The following is a 14,130-nucleotide window of genomic DNA, read 5'->3' on the forward strand; positions in this document are numbered from 1 at the left end:
CGCGCTCGCGTGTCGCACCCTCGTGCGACGGTGGCGGGGTCACGACCGACCCTGCGAAGGAGCAGTGAGCCATGGCATCGATTCCACTGGGAGCACCGATCTGGTCGGACTCCCTGACCACCGAACTCGCGGCCGACACCGCGTTCTACGAGGGCCTGTTCGGCTGGGACTCGGAGAACGCCGGGGAGGAGTACGGCGGGTTCACGACGTTCTCGCGGGGCGGGCGGCCGGTCATGGGCATCTCGCCGTGCCCGCCGGGCGAGGCGCCGTCGCGGAGCTGGAACCTGTACTTCAACGTCGCCGACGTGGCCGCGTCCGCCGAGCTGGCGACTCGTCTGGGCGGGACCGTGGTCCACGGCCCCGAGGAGGTGCCCGGGATGCTGCGCTTCGCGATGTTCACGGACCCGCAGGGGGCGCCGTTCGGGCTGATGGAGGCGATCGACCCGGCGAACGGGTTCGGGGTGTGGGGCGAGCCGGGCTCGGTCTCGTGGGCCGAGTACCACTTCGACGGCGCCCCGGCCGATGCGATGCGGTTCTACGCGGACCTGCTGGGCTGGAACGCGGTCACGCCGCCGTGGGAGGACCCGGCGAACCCGCGGCCGTACGCGGCGCTGAGCCCGGGCGGGGGCGGCGCGGAGTTCGGCGGCTGCCATGCGGCCGAGGGCTTCGAGCAGGGCCTGCCGCCGCAGTGGAGCGTCATGGTCGCGGTGGACGACGCGGACGCGGTGTGCGCGCGGGCGAAGGAGCTGGGCGGGTCGGTGGCGGCGGAGCCGATGGACGTGCCGGGCCTGCGGGTCGCGGGCGTCGCGGCCCCGGGCGGCACCGTGGTGGCGATCCACTCCCCGCGCCCCTGGGAGTAGTCCCGGTACGGACCGCCCTTAGGGTGGTCAGGGAATGACAGGGCCCCGCCGCGGCGGGGCCTTCGCTCAATTCGCCGGGAAGACGCGGAAGACGCACTCCGTGCCGGGAGCTTCCGCGAGCTTGCGGTCTCGGGTCCAGAGTTCGGCCCCCGTACGCTCTGCCAGGGCGACATAGGCCGCGTCGTACGAGGTGACGTTGTGGCGCAATTCCCAGACGCGCATTTCGAGCGCATCGGTCGGCACCCGCTCGACGGGCAGTTGCCCCAGGTCGAAGAGCGCCAGCGCCGCTCGCTCCTCGGTCAGCAGGCTCCGCCTGCACAGTTTGCGAAGCACGGACATCACCTCGAGATTGAGGTGTGCAGGTGCGGCGATCTCCTGCTGGTCGAGTTCCGCTCGAAGCTGGAGGTCCACCACGGTGAAGGACATCAGTGCCGGGACGACCACTGAAGCGTCGGCGATGATCACCGGGAGTCTCGGTCCTCTCGGATCATCTCGACGATGAGTTCACCGTCGATCTTCGGTCCACCGCGGTGCTCCACCCTGGCCAGGACTTCAGCAACGGTCGGCTGCTGCGCTTCCTTGATCAGCTTCCGGTGCAGGTACTCCTGCAATGACATGCCGGCGGCGGCGGCGCGGGTCTTCCACACCCGGTGGACCTCGTCCGGCACGTTCTTCACCTGGATGTTCTTCATGGCTCCAGAATAGCTCTCTATCATGCGCTGAGCATACGATCAGGTGCGGCGGGATCGTCGCATTCCAGACCCGACGGGGTGTCATGTTCGGCGTGCGGCGCGGGGCAGGGAGACGGCGGCCATGACGGCGAGGGTCATGGCGATCATGGCGGCGGCCGGGGCGAGGGCGGCGAGCGGGGCGCGTTCGAGGTAGGGCAGGGAGCGGGCGAGGCTGGCGCCCCATTCGGGCGAGTCGGGGCCGGCACCGAGGCCGAGGAAGCCGAGCGAGGCGACGCCGAGCGCCATGCCGGGGAGGCGGAGTCCCGCGTGGGAGGCGAGCGGGCCGGCGACGAGCGGGAGCGTGTGGCGGCGCAGGACCCACCAGCGGCCGGCGCCGAGGGCGAGGCGCGCTTCGAGGTGCCCGGCGGTGCGGGCGCGGGCCGCGAGCGCGGCGGCGTGGGCGGCGAGCGGGGGCCAGGAGACGGCGGCGACCGCGACGACCGCGCCGCTCTGGCCGCGGCCGAGGAGGACCACGACGAGCATCCCGGCGATGGCGACGGGGAACGAGTTGCACGCCTCGGCGAGCGGGTGCGCCAGGCGCGGGGCGAAGCCGAGGGCCAGCGCGAGCAGGTAGGAGAGGACGCACGCGGCGACCGCCGCACCGACCGTCCACAGTGCTCCTTGGCCGAGGCGGGCGAGGACGTCGCGGCCGAGTTCGTCGGTGCCGAGCCAGTGCGCGGCGGTGGGCGCTTCGAGGCGGGAGCCGGTGGCGACGGCGCCGGAGCGCACCAGCCCGTAGGCGACGGCGATGAGCAGGGGCGTTGCGGTGCAGGCGATCCAGAGGACGGCGCCGCGGCGGGACCCGGTGGCGGGCGGGACGGCGGGTGCGGCGGCCTCGGCGGGTCCGGCGAGGCGGTGGGCGGCGGCGCGGGCGAGGAGTCCGGCGGTGAAGCCGAGGCCGACGAGGAGGGCGATGCAGGCTTGGAGGACGGGGAGGTCCTGGGCGTCGGCGGCGGCGAGGGCGGCGCGGCCGAGGCCGGGGACGGCGAAGACGGTCTCGACGGCGACGGCGGCGCCGGTGATGGAAACGGCGATGATCGCGGTCTGCGGGAGCAGGGGCGGGAGGGCGCGGCGCAGGAGGCCGCGCATGATGCGCGTGCGCGTGTATCCGGCGGTGCGCCACTGGCGGACCCAGTCCTCGGCGGCGACCTGGCCGAGGGCGTCGCGGGTGAGGCGGGCGAGGACGCCGCCGCCGGAGAGGCCCATGGCGAGGGCGGGGAGGACGAGGTGGCGGGGGCCGGTGAAGCCGTAGGCGGGGAGGAGGCCGAGCCAGGCGGCGAGGACGGCGACGCCGAGGGCGGCGACGAGGAACTCGGGGAGGGCGGCGAGGCCGGTGACGGCGATGCCGCCGGTGCCGGCGGGGCGTCCGGCGGCGGCCCGGCGGAGCGCGGGAAGGGTTGCGGCGCAGGTGACGGCGAGGACGACGGCGAGGGCGGCGCCCATGACGGTGAGGGAGGTCGCGAGGGCGGGGAGGACGGTGTCGGCGACGGGTGTCCCGCTGACCCAGGAGGTGCCGAGGTCGCCGCGGGCGAGCCCGGCGGCCCGGTCCTGGAGGAGGCGGAGGGGTCCGGCGTCGAGGCCGAGGTCGGCGCGGACGGCGGCGAGGGCGGTGTCGGTGGCCTCGCGTCCGGGGTAGCGGGCGCGCAGGACGGTGAGGGCGGGGTCGCGGCGGGCGAGCCAAGGCAGGAGGCCGATCGCGGCGAGGACGGCGGCGAGGACGGCGAGCCGTGCGAGGAGGCCCCGGAGGAGGGCCACGGTCAGCCGATCGCGGTGGCGGCGGTGATGATGCGCCGTTCGCGGGGGTCGCTGGCGACGTCGGTGACGCCTGGGGCGACACCGGTGACGAGGCGTTCGTGGGCGATGGGGACGACGGCGACGGTGGCGAGGACGAGGGCTTCGGCGTCGAGGACGGCGGCCTGGCGGTCGGGGGCGGTGGCGACGGCGGCGACGGCCGCGTCGACGGCGGGGTCGGCGAGGCGGGCGACGTTGAAGCCGCCGTCGCCGGTGAAGTCGGAGTCGAGGTAGGTGTAGGCGTCGCCGGAGTCCTGGACGACGGAGCGGGACATGAGGACGAGGTCGAAGGCGCCGGCGAGCATGTCGGGCTCGATGTCGTTGTACTCGCGGACCTCGGTGGCGACGGTGAACCCGGCGGCCTCGAGCTGGGCGGCGATGACGGTGAGGGCTTCGGGGAGTTCGGCGCGGTTGGTGTAGGTGGCGAGGGTGACGGCGGTGCCGCCGGGGTCGGCGGGTGCGGGGAGGTCGTAGGGGCGGTGGTCGGCGGCCCAGGCGAGGGCGGGGCCGAAGAGCCCTTCGGGGGCGTCGGCGCGGCCTTCGTAGATGTCGTCCACGATCGGGGCGGGGTCGACGGCGGCGGCGACGGCGGCGCGGAGTGCCGGGTCGGCAAGGGGCCCTTCGGTGTTGAGGTAGAGGCTGACGGTGCGGCCGGTGGGGGCGTCCTGGAGCCGGGCGTCGTCGAGGTTCGCGATCTGGGCGTAGGGGACGGCCTCGATGACGTGGGCCTCGCCGGAGCGGAGGGCGGCGACGCGGGTGGCGGCGTCGGGGACGTAGTCGGCGCGGTAGGAGGCCATGGCGGCCCGCTCGCCCCAGTAGTCGTCGTGGCGTTCGAGTTCGACGCCGGTGGTGGTGGACGCGGCGATGGCGTAGGGCCCGGTGGCGTGCCCGACCGGGTCGACGGCGTCCCCGGTGTAGGCGGCGGGGGCGAGGATCGCGAGCTGGGGGCTGGAGAGGCGCTGCGGGAGCACGGGGTCGGGAGCGGCGGTGGCGACCCGGAGGGTGAGAGCGCCGGTGGGCTCGGCGGTGAGGCCGAGGCCGTCGACGACGCGGGGGACGGCGGCGGCGTTCGCGGCGGCGGTGAGGGCGGCGGCCGCGGCCGCGGCGTCCAGGAGCGTGCCGTCGTGGAAGCGGACGCCTTCGCGGAGGGTGAGGTCCCAGGAGCCGTCCTCGGCCTGGGCCCAGTCGGTGGCGAGGAGGGCGCTCGGCAGGCCGTCGTCGTCGAGGGCCAGGAGGGTCTCGGCGACGGACCAGCGGGCGAGGAGGAACGCGTCCTCGGAGTGCGGGGAGAGGCCCGCGGCGGGGGTGAGGGCGTTGGCGAGGACGAGCGTGCCCGTGCCGCTCTCGCCGGGGGCGAAGCAGCCGGCGACCGCGGCGGCGGTGAGGCCGAGGGGCGCGGCGGTGAGCAGGGTGCGCCGGGTCAGGGGCGTCCGTCGCTGGGGCATGGAGTGGGCCTCGTCTCTTGTCGCGAACCGCTACTTGTTGCAAAACGCCTGCAATAATGGCACACATGTCGAGCACCGCCACCGCAGACGAGATCAGGGGACTATCGGGTTACGTAGTGCGCCAAGCGGAACCGGGCGACATCGCCGACGCCCGCTCGGTGATGCTCGACACCGTCTACCGGGACTTCGGGCACGGCTACCTGCCGCAGTGGCACGCCGACATCATCGACGTCGAGTCGTTCTACCTGGCGCCCGAGGACAACGCGCTCTTCGTGGCCGAGCGCGGGGGCCGGGTCGTGGCGACCGCGGGCGTGCGCGGGCAGACGCCGACCTCGCCGCCGCACCCGCCGGAGGTCGCCGACCGGTTCGAGGAGGGCCGCACCGCGAGCCTGTACCGCGTGTACGTGCGGCCCGAGCACCGCCGCCGCGGCCTCGCGGGCGCGCTCGTGGACGCGTGCCTCGACTTCGCGGCCTCCCGCGAGCGCTACACCGGCGTCTACCTGCACACCGACGCGCGCACGCCCGGCGCGGTGGAGTTCTGGTCGCGGCGCGGCGCGGTGCTGTTCGACGAGCGGGTGGCCGTCAACGAGCACCGCGGCGACGCCGGCGAGCCGTTCGAGACGGTCCACTTCCGGCTGCGCCTGCCCCGCTGAGGGCCCGGTCGGTCCTGGCATGGCCCGAGCATAACGGGAACGATTTTCATTAATGATGAGGGGTCGCCTCGGCCGGGGGCTCGTCAGCCCTCGTACGGCGGCCCCACGTAGTTCTCCGCCAGCGCGGTCGCCTGCGCCCGCGAACGGGCCACGTAGTCGAGGTGCGCGCGCTGGAGCCGCCGGTCGTAGGCGTCGGCGTCCGCGAAGCGGTGCAGCAGGGTCGTCATCCACCACGAGAAGTGCTGGGCGCGCCAGACCCGCTCCAGGCAGGTCGCCGAGTACGCGTCGAGCAGGTCCTCGCGGCCGGAGCGGTAGTACTCCCCCAGGGCGCGGGCGAGCACCCGGACGTCGGCGACGGCGAGGTTGAGGCCCTTCGCGCCGGTGGGCGGGACGATGTGCGCGGCGTCCCCGGCGAGGAGGAGGCGCCCGAACCGCATGGGCTCGGCCACGAACGAGCGCATGGCGGCGACGTCGACGGACATGACCGGGCCGGTCGCGAGCGTGAAGCCGGGGACGGTCTCGTGGCGGGCCTTGAGCTCGTCCCAGATCGCGGCGGCGCTCCAGTCCTCGGGGCGGGTCTCGGGCGGCACCTGGAGGTAGAAGCGGCTGACGGTGTCGCTGCGCATGGAGTGCAGGGAGAACCCGCGGTCGGAGGCGGAGTAGACGAGCTCGGGGGCGGAGGGGGCGACGGCGGCGAGGACGCCGAGCCACGCGAAGGGGTAGGTCTTCTCGTAGGCGGTGAGGCGCCCGGCGGGGACGGAGGCGCGGGAGACGCCGTGGAAGCCGTCGCATCCGGCGATGAAGTCGCAGTCGAGGCGCCCGCCGGCCCACTGGAGGTGCGGTTCGCCGTCGATGCCGCCGAGGGTGATGCCCTCGACCTCGAAGCGGAGGTCGACCCCGTTGGCGAGGTTCGCGGCGATGAGGTCCTTGACGACCTCCTGCTGGCCGTAGACGGTGATGGCGCGGCCGGGCACGAGTTCGTCGAAGGCGATCCGGTGGCCTTCGCCGCCGAAGCGCAGTTCGATGCCGTGGTGGACGTGGCCTTCGGCGCGCATGCGGTCGCCGACGCCGGCGGCGGTGAGGGTGTCGGCGGTGGCCTGTTCGAGGACGCCGGCGCGGATGCGGGACTCGCAGTGGGCGCGGCTGCGGCGCTCCAGCACGACGACGTCGATCCCCTCGGCGGCGAGGAGGTGCGCGAGGAGGAGCCCGGCGGGTCCGGCGCCGACGATCCCGACGCGGGTCCTCATGCGGCACCTCGCTTGGCGGCCTGGATCTCGCGCCAGACGGCGGCGCGGAGCTTCGCGAACGCGGGGGCGGAGCGGGTGTCGAGCTGGTCGCGGTCGGGGCCGAGGTCGATGTGGATCTCGGCGCGGAGCGTGGTCGGCGGGGAGGAGAGGACGAGGACGCGCTGGCCGAGGTAGACCGACTCGTCGATGTCGTGGGTGATGAAGACGACCGTGATCCCGAGGCGGGACCACAGGTCGCGGATGAGGTCTTCGAGGTCGGCGCGGGTCTGGGCGTCGACGGCGGCGAAGGGCTCGTCCATGAGCAGCAGGCGGGGCCGGAACGCGACGGCGCGGGCGATGGCGACGCGCTGCTGCATGCCGCCGGAGAGCTGCCAGGGCCAGACCTGTTCCTTCCCTTCGAGGTCGACCAGGCGCAGGGCCTCGGCGACGCGGTCGCGGCGTTCGGCGCGGGTGAGGCCGAGGCGCTTGAGCGGGAGTTCGACGTTGGCGCCCACGCGCATCCACGGGAAGAGGCTGCGGCCGTACTCCTGGAAGACGACGGCGGTCCCCTCGGGCGGGCCGTCGACGTCGCGGCCGTCGACGCGGGCGGTGCCGCGGGTGGGCGCGAGGAGCCCGGCGCACATCCGCAGGAGCGTGGTCTTGCCGCAGCCGGAGGGGCCGACGACGCACACGAGTTCGCCCTCGGCCACATGGAAGCTGAGGGAGTCGACGGCGGTGAACACTCCCCCGTCGACGCGGTAGTCCTTGCCGATCCCGGCGACTTCGAGCACTCAGACCTCCTCGGCCCGTTGGCGGTGGTGCCAGTGCAGGACCGCGCGGTCGAACACCGTGAACAGGGCGGCGAGGGCCGCGCCGAGGCAGCCGAGGAGCAGGATGCCGCTCCACATCGCGGGGATCGCGTAGCTGCGCTGGAACTGGACGATCGCGAAGCCGAGCCCGGACTGGGCGGCGAACATCTCGCTGACGACCATGAGGATGACGCCGATCGCGAGGGCCTGGCGCATGCCGGTGACGATGCGCGGACTCGCGCCGGGCAGGACCACGGCGAGGAGGGTCCTGTTGCGGCCCAGGCGGAACGCGGCGGCGGTGTCGAGCTGGACCGGTTCGACCGAGCGGACCCCGGCGACGGTGTTGAGCAGGATCGGCCAGACGCAGCCGGAGACGATGACGGCGGTCTTCATGCCGTCGCCGATGCCGGCGAACAGCATGATGACCGGGACGAGGACCGGCGGCGGGACGGCGCGGGCGAACTCCAGGACGGGCTCGGTGAGGTGGAAGAGCCAGCGCGTCCGTCCGATGAGGACGCCGAGGGCGATCCCGGCGGCGGCGGAGGCGGTGTAGCCGGCGGCGAGGCGGGCGACGCTGGGGAGGACGTCGTCGCGCCAGCGCTCGGGCGTCCAGGTCTCGGCGAACTCGGCGGTGATCGCGGACAGGGGCGGGAAGTAGAAGCTGGTGGAGCCCGCGGAGGCGAACCACCACAGGGCGAACAGGGCCGCGGGGAGGCCGAGGGCGAGGAGGGTCTTGCGGGCGAGGGTCACCACCGCGCGTCACCTCGCACGGCCGGGTGCCAGGAGAGCGCTTCGCGTTCGAGGAGGCGCACGCCGAGGTTGACGAGGACGCCGAGGGCGCCCGCGACGAGGATGAGCGCGTACATGCGGTCGGCGGCGCCGGAGGTCTGGGCGACGGCGATCTCGTTGCCGAGGCCGGGCGAGCCGATGACGAGTTCGGCGGTGACGGCGAGGACGAGCGCGACGGTGGCGGCGAGCCGCACCCCGGTCATGAGGTAGGGCAGGGCGGTGGGCCAGGCGAGGCGGGTCAGGCGCTGCCATGCGGTGAGCCGCAGGCTCTTCGCGGTGTCGGCGGCGACGGGGTCGATGTCGCGCACGCCCGCGAGGACCTGGACGAGGACCTGCCAGAACGCGGCGTAGACGACGAGGAGGAGCGTCGAGGGCAGGCGGGTGCCGAACAGCAGGACCGCCAAGGGCACCAGGGCGACCGAGGGGATCGGGCGCAGGAACTCGATGGTGGAGGCGGTGGCGGCGCGCACGGGCGGGAGGGACCCGATGAGGATGCCGAGGGCGGCGCCCGCGGCGACGGCGATGGCGAGCCCGAGCGCCCAGGCGGTGAGCGTGTCGGCAAGGGCCCGCCAGAACTCGGCGCGCGCGAGGTCGTCGGCGAGGGCGCCGAGAACGGCGCCGGTGGTCGGAAAGTACCTGGGGTCCACCAGGGGCGTGAGCGGGAGGAGCTGGCCGGCGAGCAGGGCCGCGGCGACCCCGGCCGCGCCGAGGAGCAGCGGTGGGACTGGACGCGGCCGGGGTCTTGAGGAGTGGAGCCGCTGGTCGCTCATGGTGCTCGCGTCGTTCGAACGCTGCGGACTCATGGCAGGAGCGCGTCCACGTCTGGGGGGTTCTCGAAGATGCCGTCGGCTTCGCCGAGTTCGGCGAGGCGCTCCACGGAGTCCTTGTTGACCGCTGCGGGGAAGGCCGGCAGGGTCAGGGCGGCGCGGATCTCGGGACTGATGTCGGTGTAGGTGCCCAGGATATCGCGGACGGCCTCGGGGTTGTCGGTCGCGTACTGGAGCGATTCGGCGATGGCGTCGGCGAAGCGCTGGACGAGGTCGGGGTCCTCTTGCACGAGTTGAGAGGTGGCGAAGTAGGCGGCGACGGTGAGGTCGGGGGCGGCGTCGACGTAGTTCCAGGCGACGGGCCGGCCGCCCTCGGCCTCGATGAGGGACTTGAAGGGCTCCACGACCCAGGCGGCGTCGACGTTCCCGGCGCTGAGCTGCGCGGGCATGTCGGGGAAGGCGATCTCGGTGAAGCCGATGCCGGTGGGGTCGCCGCCGTCGATGCGGACGGACTCGCGGACGGTCGTGTCGCCGATGTTGTTCAGGGTGTTGACCGCGACGGTGGCGTCGGCGAGGTCGGCGGCGGTCTGGATCGGACTGTCGGCGGGGACCATGACGGCGCCGAAGTCCTCGCCCGCGACGCCGGTGGAGGCGACCCCGTTCGCGACGATCTCGATCGGCAGGCCCGAGGACTGGGCGAGGAGGAGCGAGGTGATGTTGGAGAACCCGAAGTCGAACTCGCCGGCCGCGACCCCGGGGACGATGGCCGCGCCCCCTTGGGCGGCGGTGAGTTCGAGCTCGATGTCGCGCGCTGCGAAGAAGCCCTGCTCGATGCCGAGGTAGATGGGGGCGACGTCGACGATCGGGATGACGCCGACCGAGACGGCGTCCGCTCCCCCGGCGCCGTCCTCCTCGCCGCCGCAGGCGGCGGTGGTCGCGGCGAGCGCGAGGGCCAGGGCTGACATGGAGGCGAGGGCGAGCGTGCGTCTCATGCGGGTGCCTTCCGGGAGGAGCGAGGCGACGGCACCGAGTGTTCGCAATGCGAATACTCGTTCATATATCGAAACTAGTAGATAGCCCCGGCCCGGTCAAGACCCCGCCCGGGCCGCGCCCGCACCGAACCGCCGCAGCCCGCGGGCACCGTTGCCGCCGGGGCGCTCCACTCCGGACACACCCGGCCGCGGGGGCCGCAGCCGCCCCCGGACACGGGGAAGGGCCGCCCCGGCGGCAGGGCGGCCCTTCTTTCTCGGTTGCGAATCCTGGGTTCGCGACCCGGTCGTCAGCAGTCGCGGGCTGCGATCGCCTTGTCCGGGTAGTCACTGAAGACGGCGTCGACGTCGAGCGAGTAGAACAGGTCGTACTCGGACTCGAAGTCGCCCCATGCGGCACCGCCGCTCCCCTCGCGGAAGTCGGCGGGGAGGAACTGGTTCTCGTTGCGGAACGTCCACACGTGCACGTCGAGGCCGCGGTCGTGCGCGCGCTCGACCACGTCGGTCGGCTCCATCAGGTAGCCGTTCGCGTCGCGCGGGACGATGCGGTTCTTGTTCAGGCTCACCGTGTCGAGGGTGTCGGCGTACTCGTCGAGCTCGGCGTCGGAGATCTCGCCCTGCCCGTCGATGTTCAGCCCGATCCGGTTGTCCACGAGTTCGGCGATGTTGAGCAGGCTCTGGTACTCGAACGACTGGATCCACACCGGGGAGCGCTTCCGGTCGAGGCGGCGCTCGTCGAGCAGGTCGGCCAGCTCCTCCTCGATGCTCATCCCCTTGTCCTCGTAGTAGGACGGGTGCTTCATCTCGGGGTAGGTGACGACCTTGCGGTCGAGGTCGTCCACGAAGTCGAGGACCTCGTCGTAGGTGACCAGCTCGAACTCGCCGTCGTGCGCGGCGCTCTGCGGGCGCACCGAGGGCAGGCGCTCCTCGGCGCGGAGGGTCTTGAGCTCGGCGAGGGTGAAGTCGTCGGCGAAGAAGCCGGTGACGGGCGCGCCGTCGATCAGCTTGGTGGTCTTGCGGTCCGCGAACTCGGGATGCTGGGCGATGTCGGTGGTCTCGTCCAGGACCGGCTCGTGGCGGGCCAGGAGCTCCCCGTCCTTGGTGAGCACCAGGTCCGGCTCGATGACGTCGGCGCCGAGCTCGACCGCGAGGGCGTACGCCTCCAGCGTGTGCTCGGGCAGGTAGCCGCTGGCGCCGCGGTGGGCGATGACGATCGGGTCCGAGTCGTGGTGGTGCGGCTTGTGCGGCTTGGCGGCGGCCGGGGAGGCCATAAGGCCGATCAGCGCGCCGGCGGCGGCGAGAGCCGCCGCGCCGCGAAGGAGGGCGCCCTTGCGGGACATGTGCGTCCACCTTTCTGGGGGGAGGGCCCGGAGGGCCTGGGTGACTTCAGCCAACCGCGCGCGCCCGTATTCGCGCGGGACCAGGGTTGAAGCTCTGCTGAACGGCATCTGAAGCCTGGTTGAAATCGGGCGATTCACCCTACGACGGACCACCGGCCACGGTCGGGACGCCGAAGGACACCGCGCGGCGGGTGCAGTCGGCGGCGGCGCGGCCGATCGCGGCGCGGCCGAGTGCCGCGATCGCGAGCGCTCGGCCCACTCCGCCTGTGCTCACGCTCGGGCGCGGCCCACTCCGCCCGTTCTCACGCTCGGGCGCGGTCCCCCCTGCCCGGTTTTAAGCTCAGGCGCGGCCCGCCGCTCCGGCGGTGGCGGCCACCCCGGCATGCGCCACCGCGACCATCGGTCCGGTCACCGCAGCGGCGGGCCCAGGCAGAGCAGAGCGGCCTGCCAGCATCGCTTCGATACGGCTCCGAATCTGCATCGTCGAACCGGGAACCGGTTTCTGATTTCAGCGCCTTATCCGGAGCATGCACAGCGAGAACCGCTCTGCACCGCCCTGGAAAGCGATAGGAACCGCTTTCTATAACATCCTCATACACCCGCAGCCGAACGTCAAGCATCGACGCCCGCAAATATGAATCCACCGCGCATTGCCGCACTGTCGGACCCGCCGGGCATCATCGAATCGGGGGCGCCTGCCCACGCCCGATTTGCGCAGAACCGCCGCAACACTCCCGAACCGCAGGCCGCCCAAGCACAGGAACCGGCATCGGCACGGGCACCCACTCCGCATAGGGCCGACACGATGCCGGGCCGATCCTCGAACACGACCGGACCCGGCTCAGTGAACCCCACGCGTTGGAGGGGGCCGGACCGCTGCGCGGTCCGGCCCCCTCCAACGCGTTTCCTTAAGCGGCCGTGAGGAGCTGCGAGGCCGCCAGGTCGCGGTAGAGGTCGTCCTTCTCCACCAGTTCGGCGTGGGTGCCGACCGCGCGGACGATGCCGGCGTCGAAGACCACGATCTGGTCGGCGCTGGTCACCGTCGACAGCCGGTGGGCCACCACCAGGACGTTGGTGCGCTCGGCCGCGTCGAGCATGACCTGCTTCAGCGACGCCTCGTTCGCGGCGTCGAGCTGCGAGGTCGCCTCGTCGAGGAGCAGCAGCCGCGGCTTGCGCAGCAGCGCCCGCGCGATCGCGACGCGCTGTCGCTCGCCGCCCGAGAGCGTCGTGCCGCGGTAGCCGATCCGCGATTCGAGGCCGTCGGGCAGCTTCTCCACGAGTTCGGTGAGCCGCGCCGTCTTCACGACGTCCGCGATCTCCGACTCGGTCGCGTCCTGCGCGGCCATCACCAGGTTCTCCCGGAGCGTGCCGTCGAGGACCGGGGCGTCCTGCTCGACGTACCCGATGACGCCGCGCAGGTCCTCCAGCGGCCAGTCGCGCACGTCGACCCCGTCGACCGAGACGGTCCCCGTGGTCACCGGGTAGAACCGCTCGATCAGCGAGAACACCGTGGTCTTGCCCGCGCCCGACGGCCCGACGAGCGCGGTCAGCCCGCGCCCGCTCGAAGCGAACGTGACGCCGTGGTGCACGTACGGCAGGTCCTCGGCGTACCGGAACGTGACGTCCTCGAATGTCACCCCCGCCGGCCCCTCCGAGGCCGCGGCCCGCGGTTCGCCTTGGGCCGCTTCGGAGTCGAGGTTCGCGACCTCCTCGACCCGGTGGATCGCGGCGAGCCCGGTCTGGAGCTGCGAGAGCGAGGCGACCAGGCCGCTGATCGGCCCCATCAGGTAGAACAGGAGCAGCAGGAACCCGATGAGGGTCCCCACCTCCATCGCCCCGGAGGCCACGCGCGCGCCACCCACGCCGAGGACCAGCAGGAACGCGATGTTCACCGGCATGAACGCGGCGACCCCGGCCAGCGCCTCCCACAGCGACGCCTTGACGCCCTTGTCGCGGGCGGTGGTGGCGGCGCCTTCGAGGCGGGCGATCTCGTGGTCCTCGGCGCCGGACGCCTTGACGGTGCGGAACGCGCTGAAGATCCGCTCCAGGAGCGAGCCCATGTCGCCCAGGGCCTTCTGCGAGTCGACCGTGGCGTTCTGGATGCGCGGCATGATGAACAGCATCATGACCGTGACCATGGCGACCATGGCCATGGTGGTGCCGAACAGGACCGGGTCGAGCCAGGCCATGAGGCCGATGCCGCCGAGGATCATGAACACGTCGGTGACGCCGCCGATGACGGTGGTGCTGGCGACGGTGCGCAGGAGGTTCGTGTCGGAGGTGAGGCGGGAGACGAGGTCGCCGGGCTTGAGCCGGTCGACCTCGGCCACCTGGAGGCGCACGAGGCGCCCGATGAGGTCCTTGCGGACGGTGAGCACGACGTCCTGGCCGGCGATCTGCATGAGGTACGGGCCGAGGGCGGTCAGCGCGCCGCCGACCACGACCACGGCCGTGAGGTAGAGCAGCGGCCGGGTGAGGGACTCGTTCGCGGAGAGGGTGTCGATCACGTCCATCGCGATGAGCGGCTGGACGAGGCCGACGATCCCGCCGGCGAAGGAGAGGGCGCCGCCGATGAGGAGGAGGCGCAGGTGCTGCCTGGCGTAGACCCACAATCGGGTGATCGGGGCCCGCGCCGGGGCCTCGGGTGCGGCGGCCGGGGCCGCCGTGGTGGTGTCGGTCATCCTGGTGTCCTTCATTAGGTGCAGCGTCGTCGGTGCTGCGTCCGCCGGG

General features: G+C 73.0%; 13 protein-coding genes. 2 read left to right on the forward strand and 11 right to left on the reverse strand.

Annotation, left to right across the window (positions count from 1 at the left end; all coding sequences use genetic code 11):
* The first annotated feature begins 71 nt into the window (after window positions 1-71).
* Window positions 72-860, forward strand: coding sequence for a VOC family protein (locus tag BLS99_RS25805; protein WP_143034883.1), 789 nt, complete (start codon window positions 72-74; stop codon window positions 858-860).
* A 66-nt stretch (window positions 861-926) separates the two neighbouring features.
* Here BLS99_RS25805 and BLS99_RS19945 read toward each other — a convergent pair whose 3' ends face one another.
* From BLS99_RS19945 to BLS99_RS19960, 4 genes are all read right to left on the reverse strand, one after another.
* The gene (locus BLS99_RS19945) at window positions 927-1,325 is read right to left on the reverse strand and encodes a type II toxin-antitoxin system VapC family toxin (protein WP_091053456.1); all 399 of its coding nucleotides are present in this window, start codon (window positions 1,323-1,325) and stop codon (window positions 927-929) included.
* Window positions 1,322-1,552 carry a FitA-like ribbon-helix-helix domain-containing protein gene (locus BLS99_RS19950; protein ID WP_091053457.1) on the reverse strand — a complete coding sequence of 77 codons (231 nt, stop codon included), beginning with the start codon at window positions 1,550-1,552 and terminating at the stop codon, window positions 1,322-1,324. The genes BLS99_RS19945 and BLS99_RS19950 overlap by 4 nt, the downstream gene beginning before the upstream one ends.
* A gap of 81 nt (window positions 1,553-1,633) precedes the next feature.
* Window positions 1,634-3,346 carry an ABC transporter permease subunit gene (locus BLS99_RS19955; RefSeq protein ID WP_091053458.1) on the reverse strand — a complete coding sequence of 571 codons (1,713 nt, stop codon included), beginning with the start codon at window positions 3,344-3,346 and terminating at the stop codon, window positions 1,634-1,636.
* Between the two features lie 2 nt (window positions 3,347-3,348).
* On the reverse strand, window positions 3,349-4,827 hold the full coding sequence (locus BLS99_RS19960) for an ABC transporter substrate-binding protein (RefSeq protein WP_091053459.1): 1,479 nt from the start codon (window positions 4,825-4,827) through the stop codon (window positions 3,349-3,351).
* Between the two features lie 65 nt (window positions 4,828-4,892).
* On the opposite strand from BLS99_RS19960, the gene BLS99_RS19965 reads away from it, so the two are divergent.
* A complete protein-coding gene (locus BLS99_RS19965) occupies window positions 4,893-5,480 on the forward strand; it encodes a GNAT family N-acetyltransferase (protein ID WP_091053460.1) in 588 nt (195 codons plus the stop codon).
* 83 nt (window positions 5,481-5,563) lie between these two features.
* On the opposite strand, the gene BLS99_RS19970 is transcribed toward BLS99_RS19965, so the two are convergent.
* From BLS99_RS19970 to BLS99_RS20000, 7 genes are all read right to left on the reverse strand, one after another.
* A complete protein-coding gene (locus tag BLS99_RS19970; protein WP_091053461.1) occupies window positions 5,564-6,727 on the reverse strand; it encodes a 4-hydroxybenzoate 3-monooxygenase in 1,164 nt (387 codons plus the stop codon).
* Window positions 6,724-7,497, reverse strand: coding sequence for an ABC transporter ATP-binding protein (locus BLS99_RS19975; protein WP_091053462.1), 774 nt, complete (start codon window positions 7,495-7,497; stop codon window positions 6,724-6,726). Before BLS99_RS19975 ends, BLS99_RS19970 begins: the two co-directional genes overlap by 4 nt.
* A complete protein-coding gene (locus BLS99_RS19980; RefSeq protein WP_091053463.1) occupies window positions 7,498-8,268 on the reverse strand; it encodes an ABC transporter permease in 771 nt (256 codons plus the stop codon). It lies immediately after the preceding gene.
* On the reverse strand, window positions 8,262-9,074 hold the full coding sequence (locus tag BLS99_RS19985) for an ABC transporter permease subunit (protein WP_091053464.1): 813 nt from the start codon (window positions 9,072-9,074) through the stop codon (window positions 8,262-8,264). The genes BLS99_RS19980 and BLS99_RS19985 overlap by 7 nt, the downstream gene beginning before the upstream one ends.
* Window positions 9,075-9,103: 29 nt before the next feature.
* Window positions 9,104-10,063, reverse strand: a complete 960-nt coding sequence (locus BLS99_RS19990) for an ABC transporter substrate-binding protein (RefSeq protein ID WP_091053465.1) — start codon at window positions 10,061-10,063, stop codon at window positions 9,104-9,106.
* 287 nt (window positions 10,064-10,350) lie between these two features.
* Window positions 10,351-11,400 (reverse strand): glycerophosphodiester phosphodiesterase family protein, encoded by a 1,050-nt coding sequence (locus tag BLS99_RS19995; RefSeq protein WP_091053466.1) that lies wholly within the window; start codon window positions 11,398-11,400, stop codon window positions 10,351-10,353.
* A 908-nt stretch (window positions 11,401-12,308) separates the two neighbouring features.
* The gene (locus BLS99_RS20000; protein WP_091053467.1) at window positions 12,309-14,081 is read right to left on the reverse strand and encodes an ABC transporter ATP-binding protein; all 1,773 of its coding nucleotides are present in this window, start codon (window positions 14,079-14,081) and stop codon (window positions 12,309-12,311) included.
* Window positions 14,082-14,130: the final 49 nt, after the last annotated feature.

This window comes from Glycomyces sambucus, from assembly GCF_900102815.1.
GTDB classification, from domain to species: domain Bacteria; phylum Actinomycetota; class Actinomycetes; order Mycobacteriales; family Micromonosporaceae; genus Glycomyces; species Glycomyces sambucus.

Excerpts from the sequence above, each read along its gene's own strand:
- BLS99_RS19965 (WP_091053460.1), top strand. The coding sequence starts at position 4,893 with ATGTCGAGCACCGCCACCGCAGACGAGATCAGGGGACTATCGGGTTAC.
- BLS99_RS25805 (WP_143034883.1), top strand. The coding sequence starts at position 72 with ATGGCATCGATTCCACTGGGAGCACCGATCTGGTCGGACTCCCTGACC.
- BLS99_RS19950 (WP_091053457.1), bottom strand. The coding sequence starts at position 1,552 with ATGAAGAACATCCAGGTGAAGAACGTGCCGGACGAGGTCCACCGGGTG.
- BLS99_RS19990 (WP_091053465.1), bottom strand. The coding sequence starts at position 10,063 with ATGAGACGCACGCTCGCCCTCGCCTCCATGTCAGCCCTGGCCCTCGCG.
- BLS99_RS19960 (WP_091053459.1), bottom strand. The coding sequence starts at position 4,827 with ATGCCCCAGCGACGGACGCCCCTGACCCGGCGCACCCTGCTCACCGCC.
- BLS99_RS19970 (WP_091053461.1), bottom strand. The coding sequence starts at position 6,727 with ATGAGGACCCGCGTCGGGATCGTCGGCGCCGGACCCGCCGGGCTCCTC.
- BLS99_RS19995 (WP_091053466.1), bottom strand. The coding sequence starts at position 11,400 with ATGTCCCGCAAGGGCGCCCTCCTTCGCGGCGCGGCGGCTCTCGCCGCC.
- BLS99_RS19985 (WP_091053464.1), bottom strand. The coding sequence starts at position 9,074 with ATGAGCGACCAGCGGCTCCACTCCTCAAGACCCCGGCCGCGTCCAGTC.
- BLS99_RS20000 (WP_091053467.1), bottom strand. The coding sequence starts at position 14,081 with ATGACCGACACCACCACGGCGGCCCCGGCCGCCGCACCCGAGGCCCCG.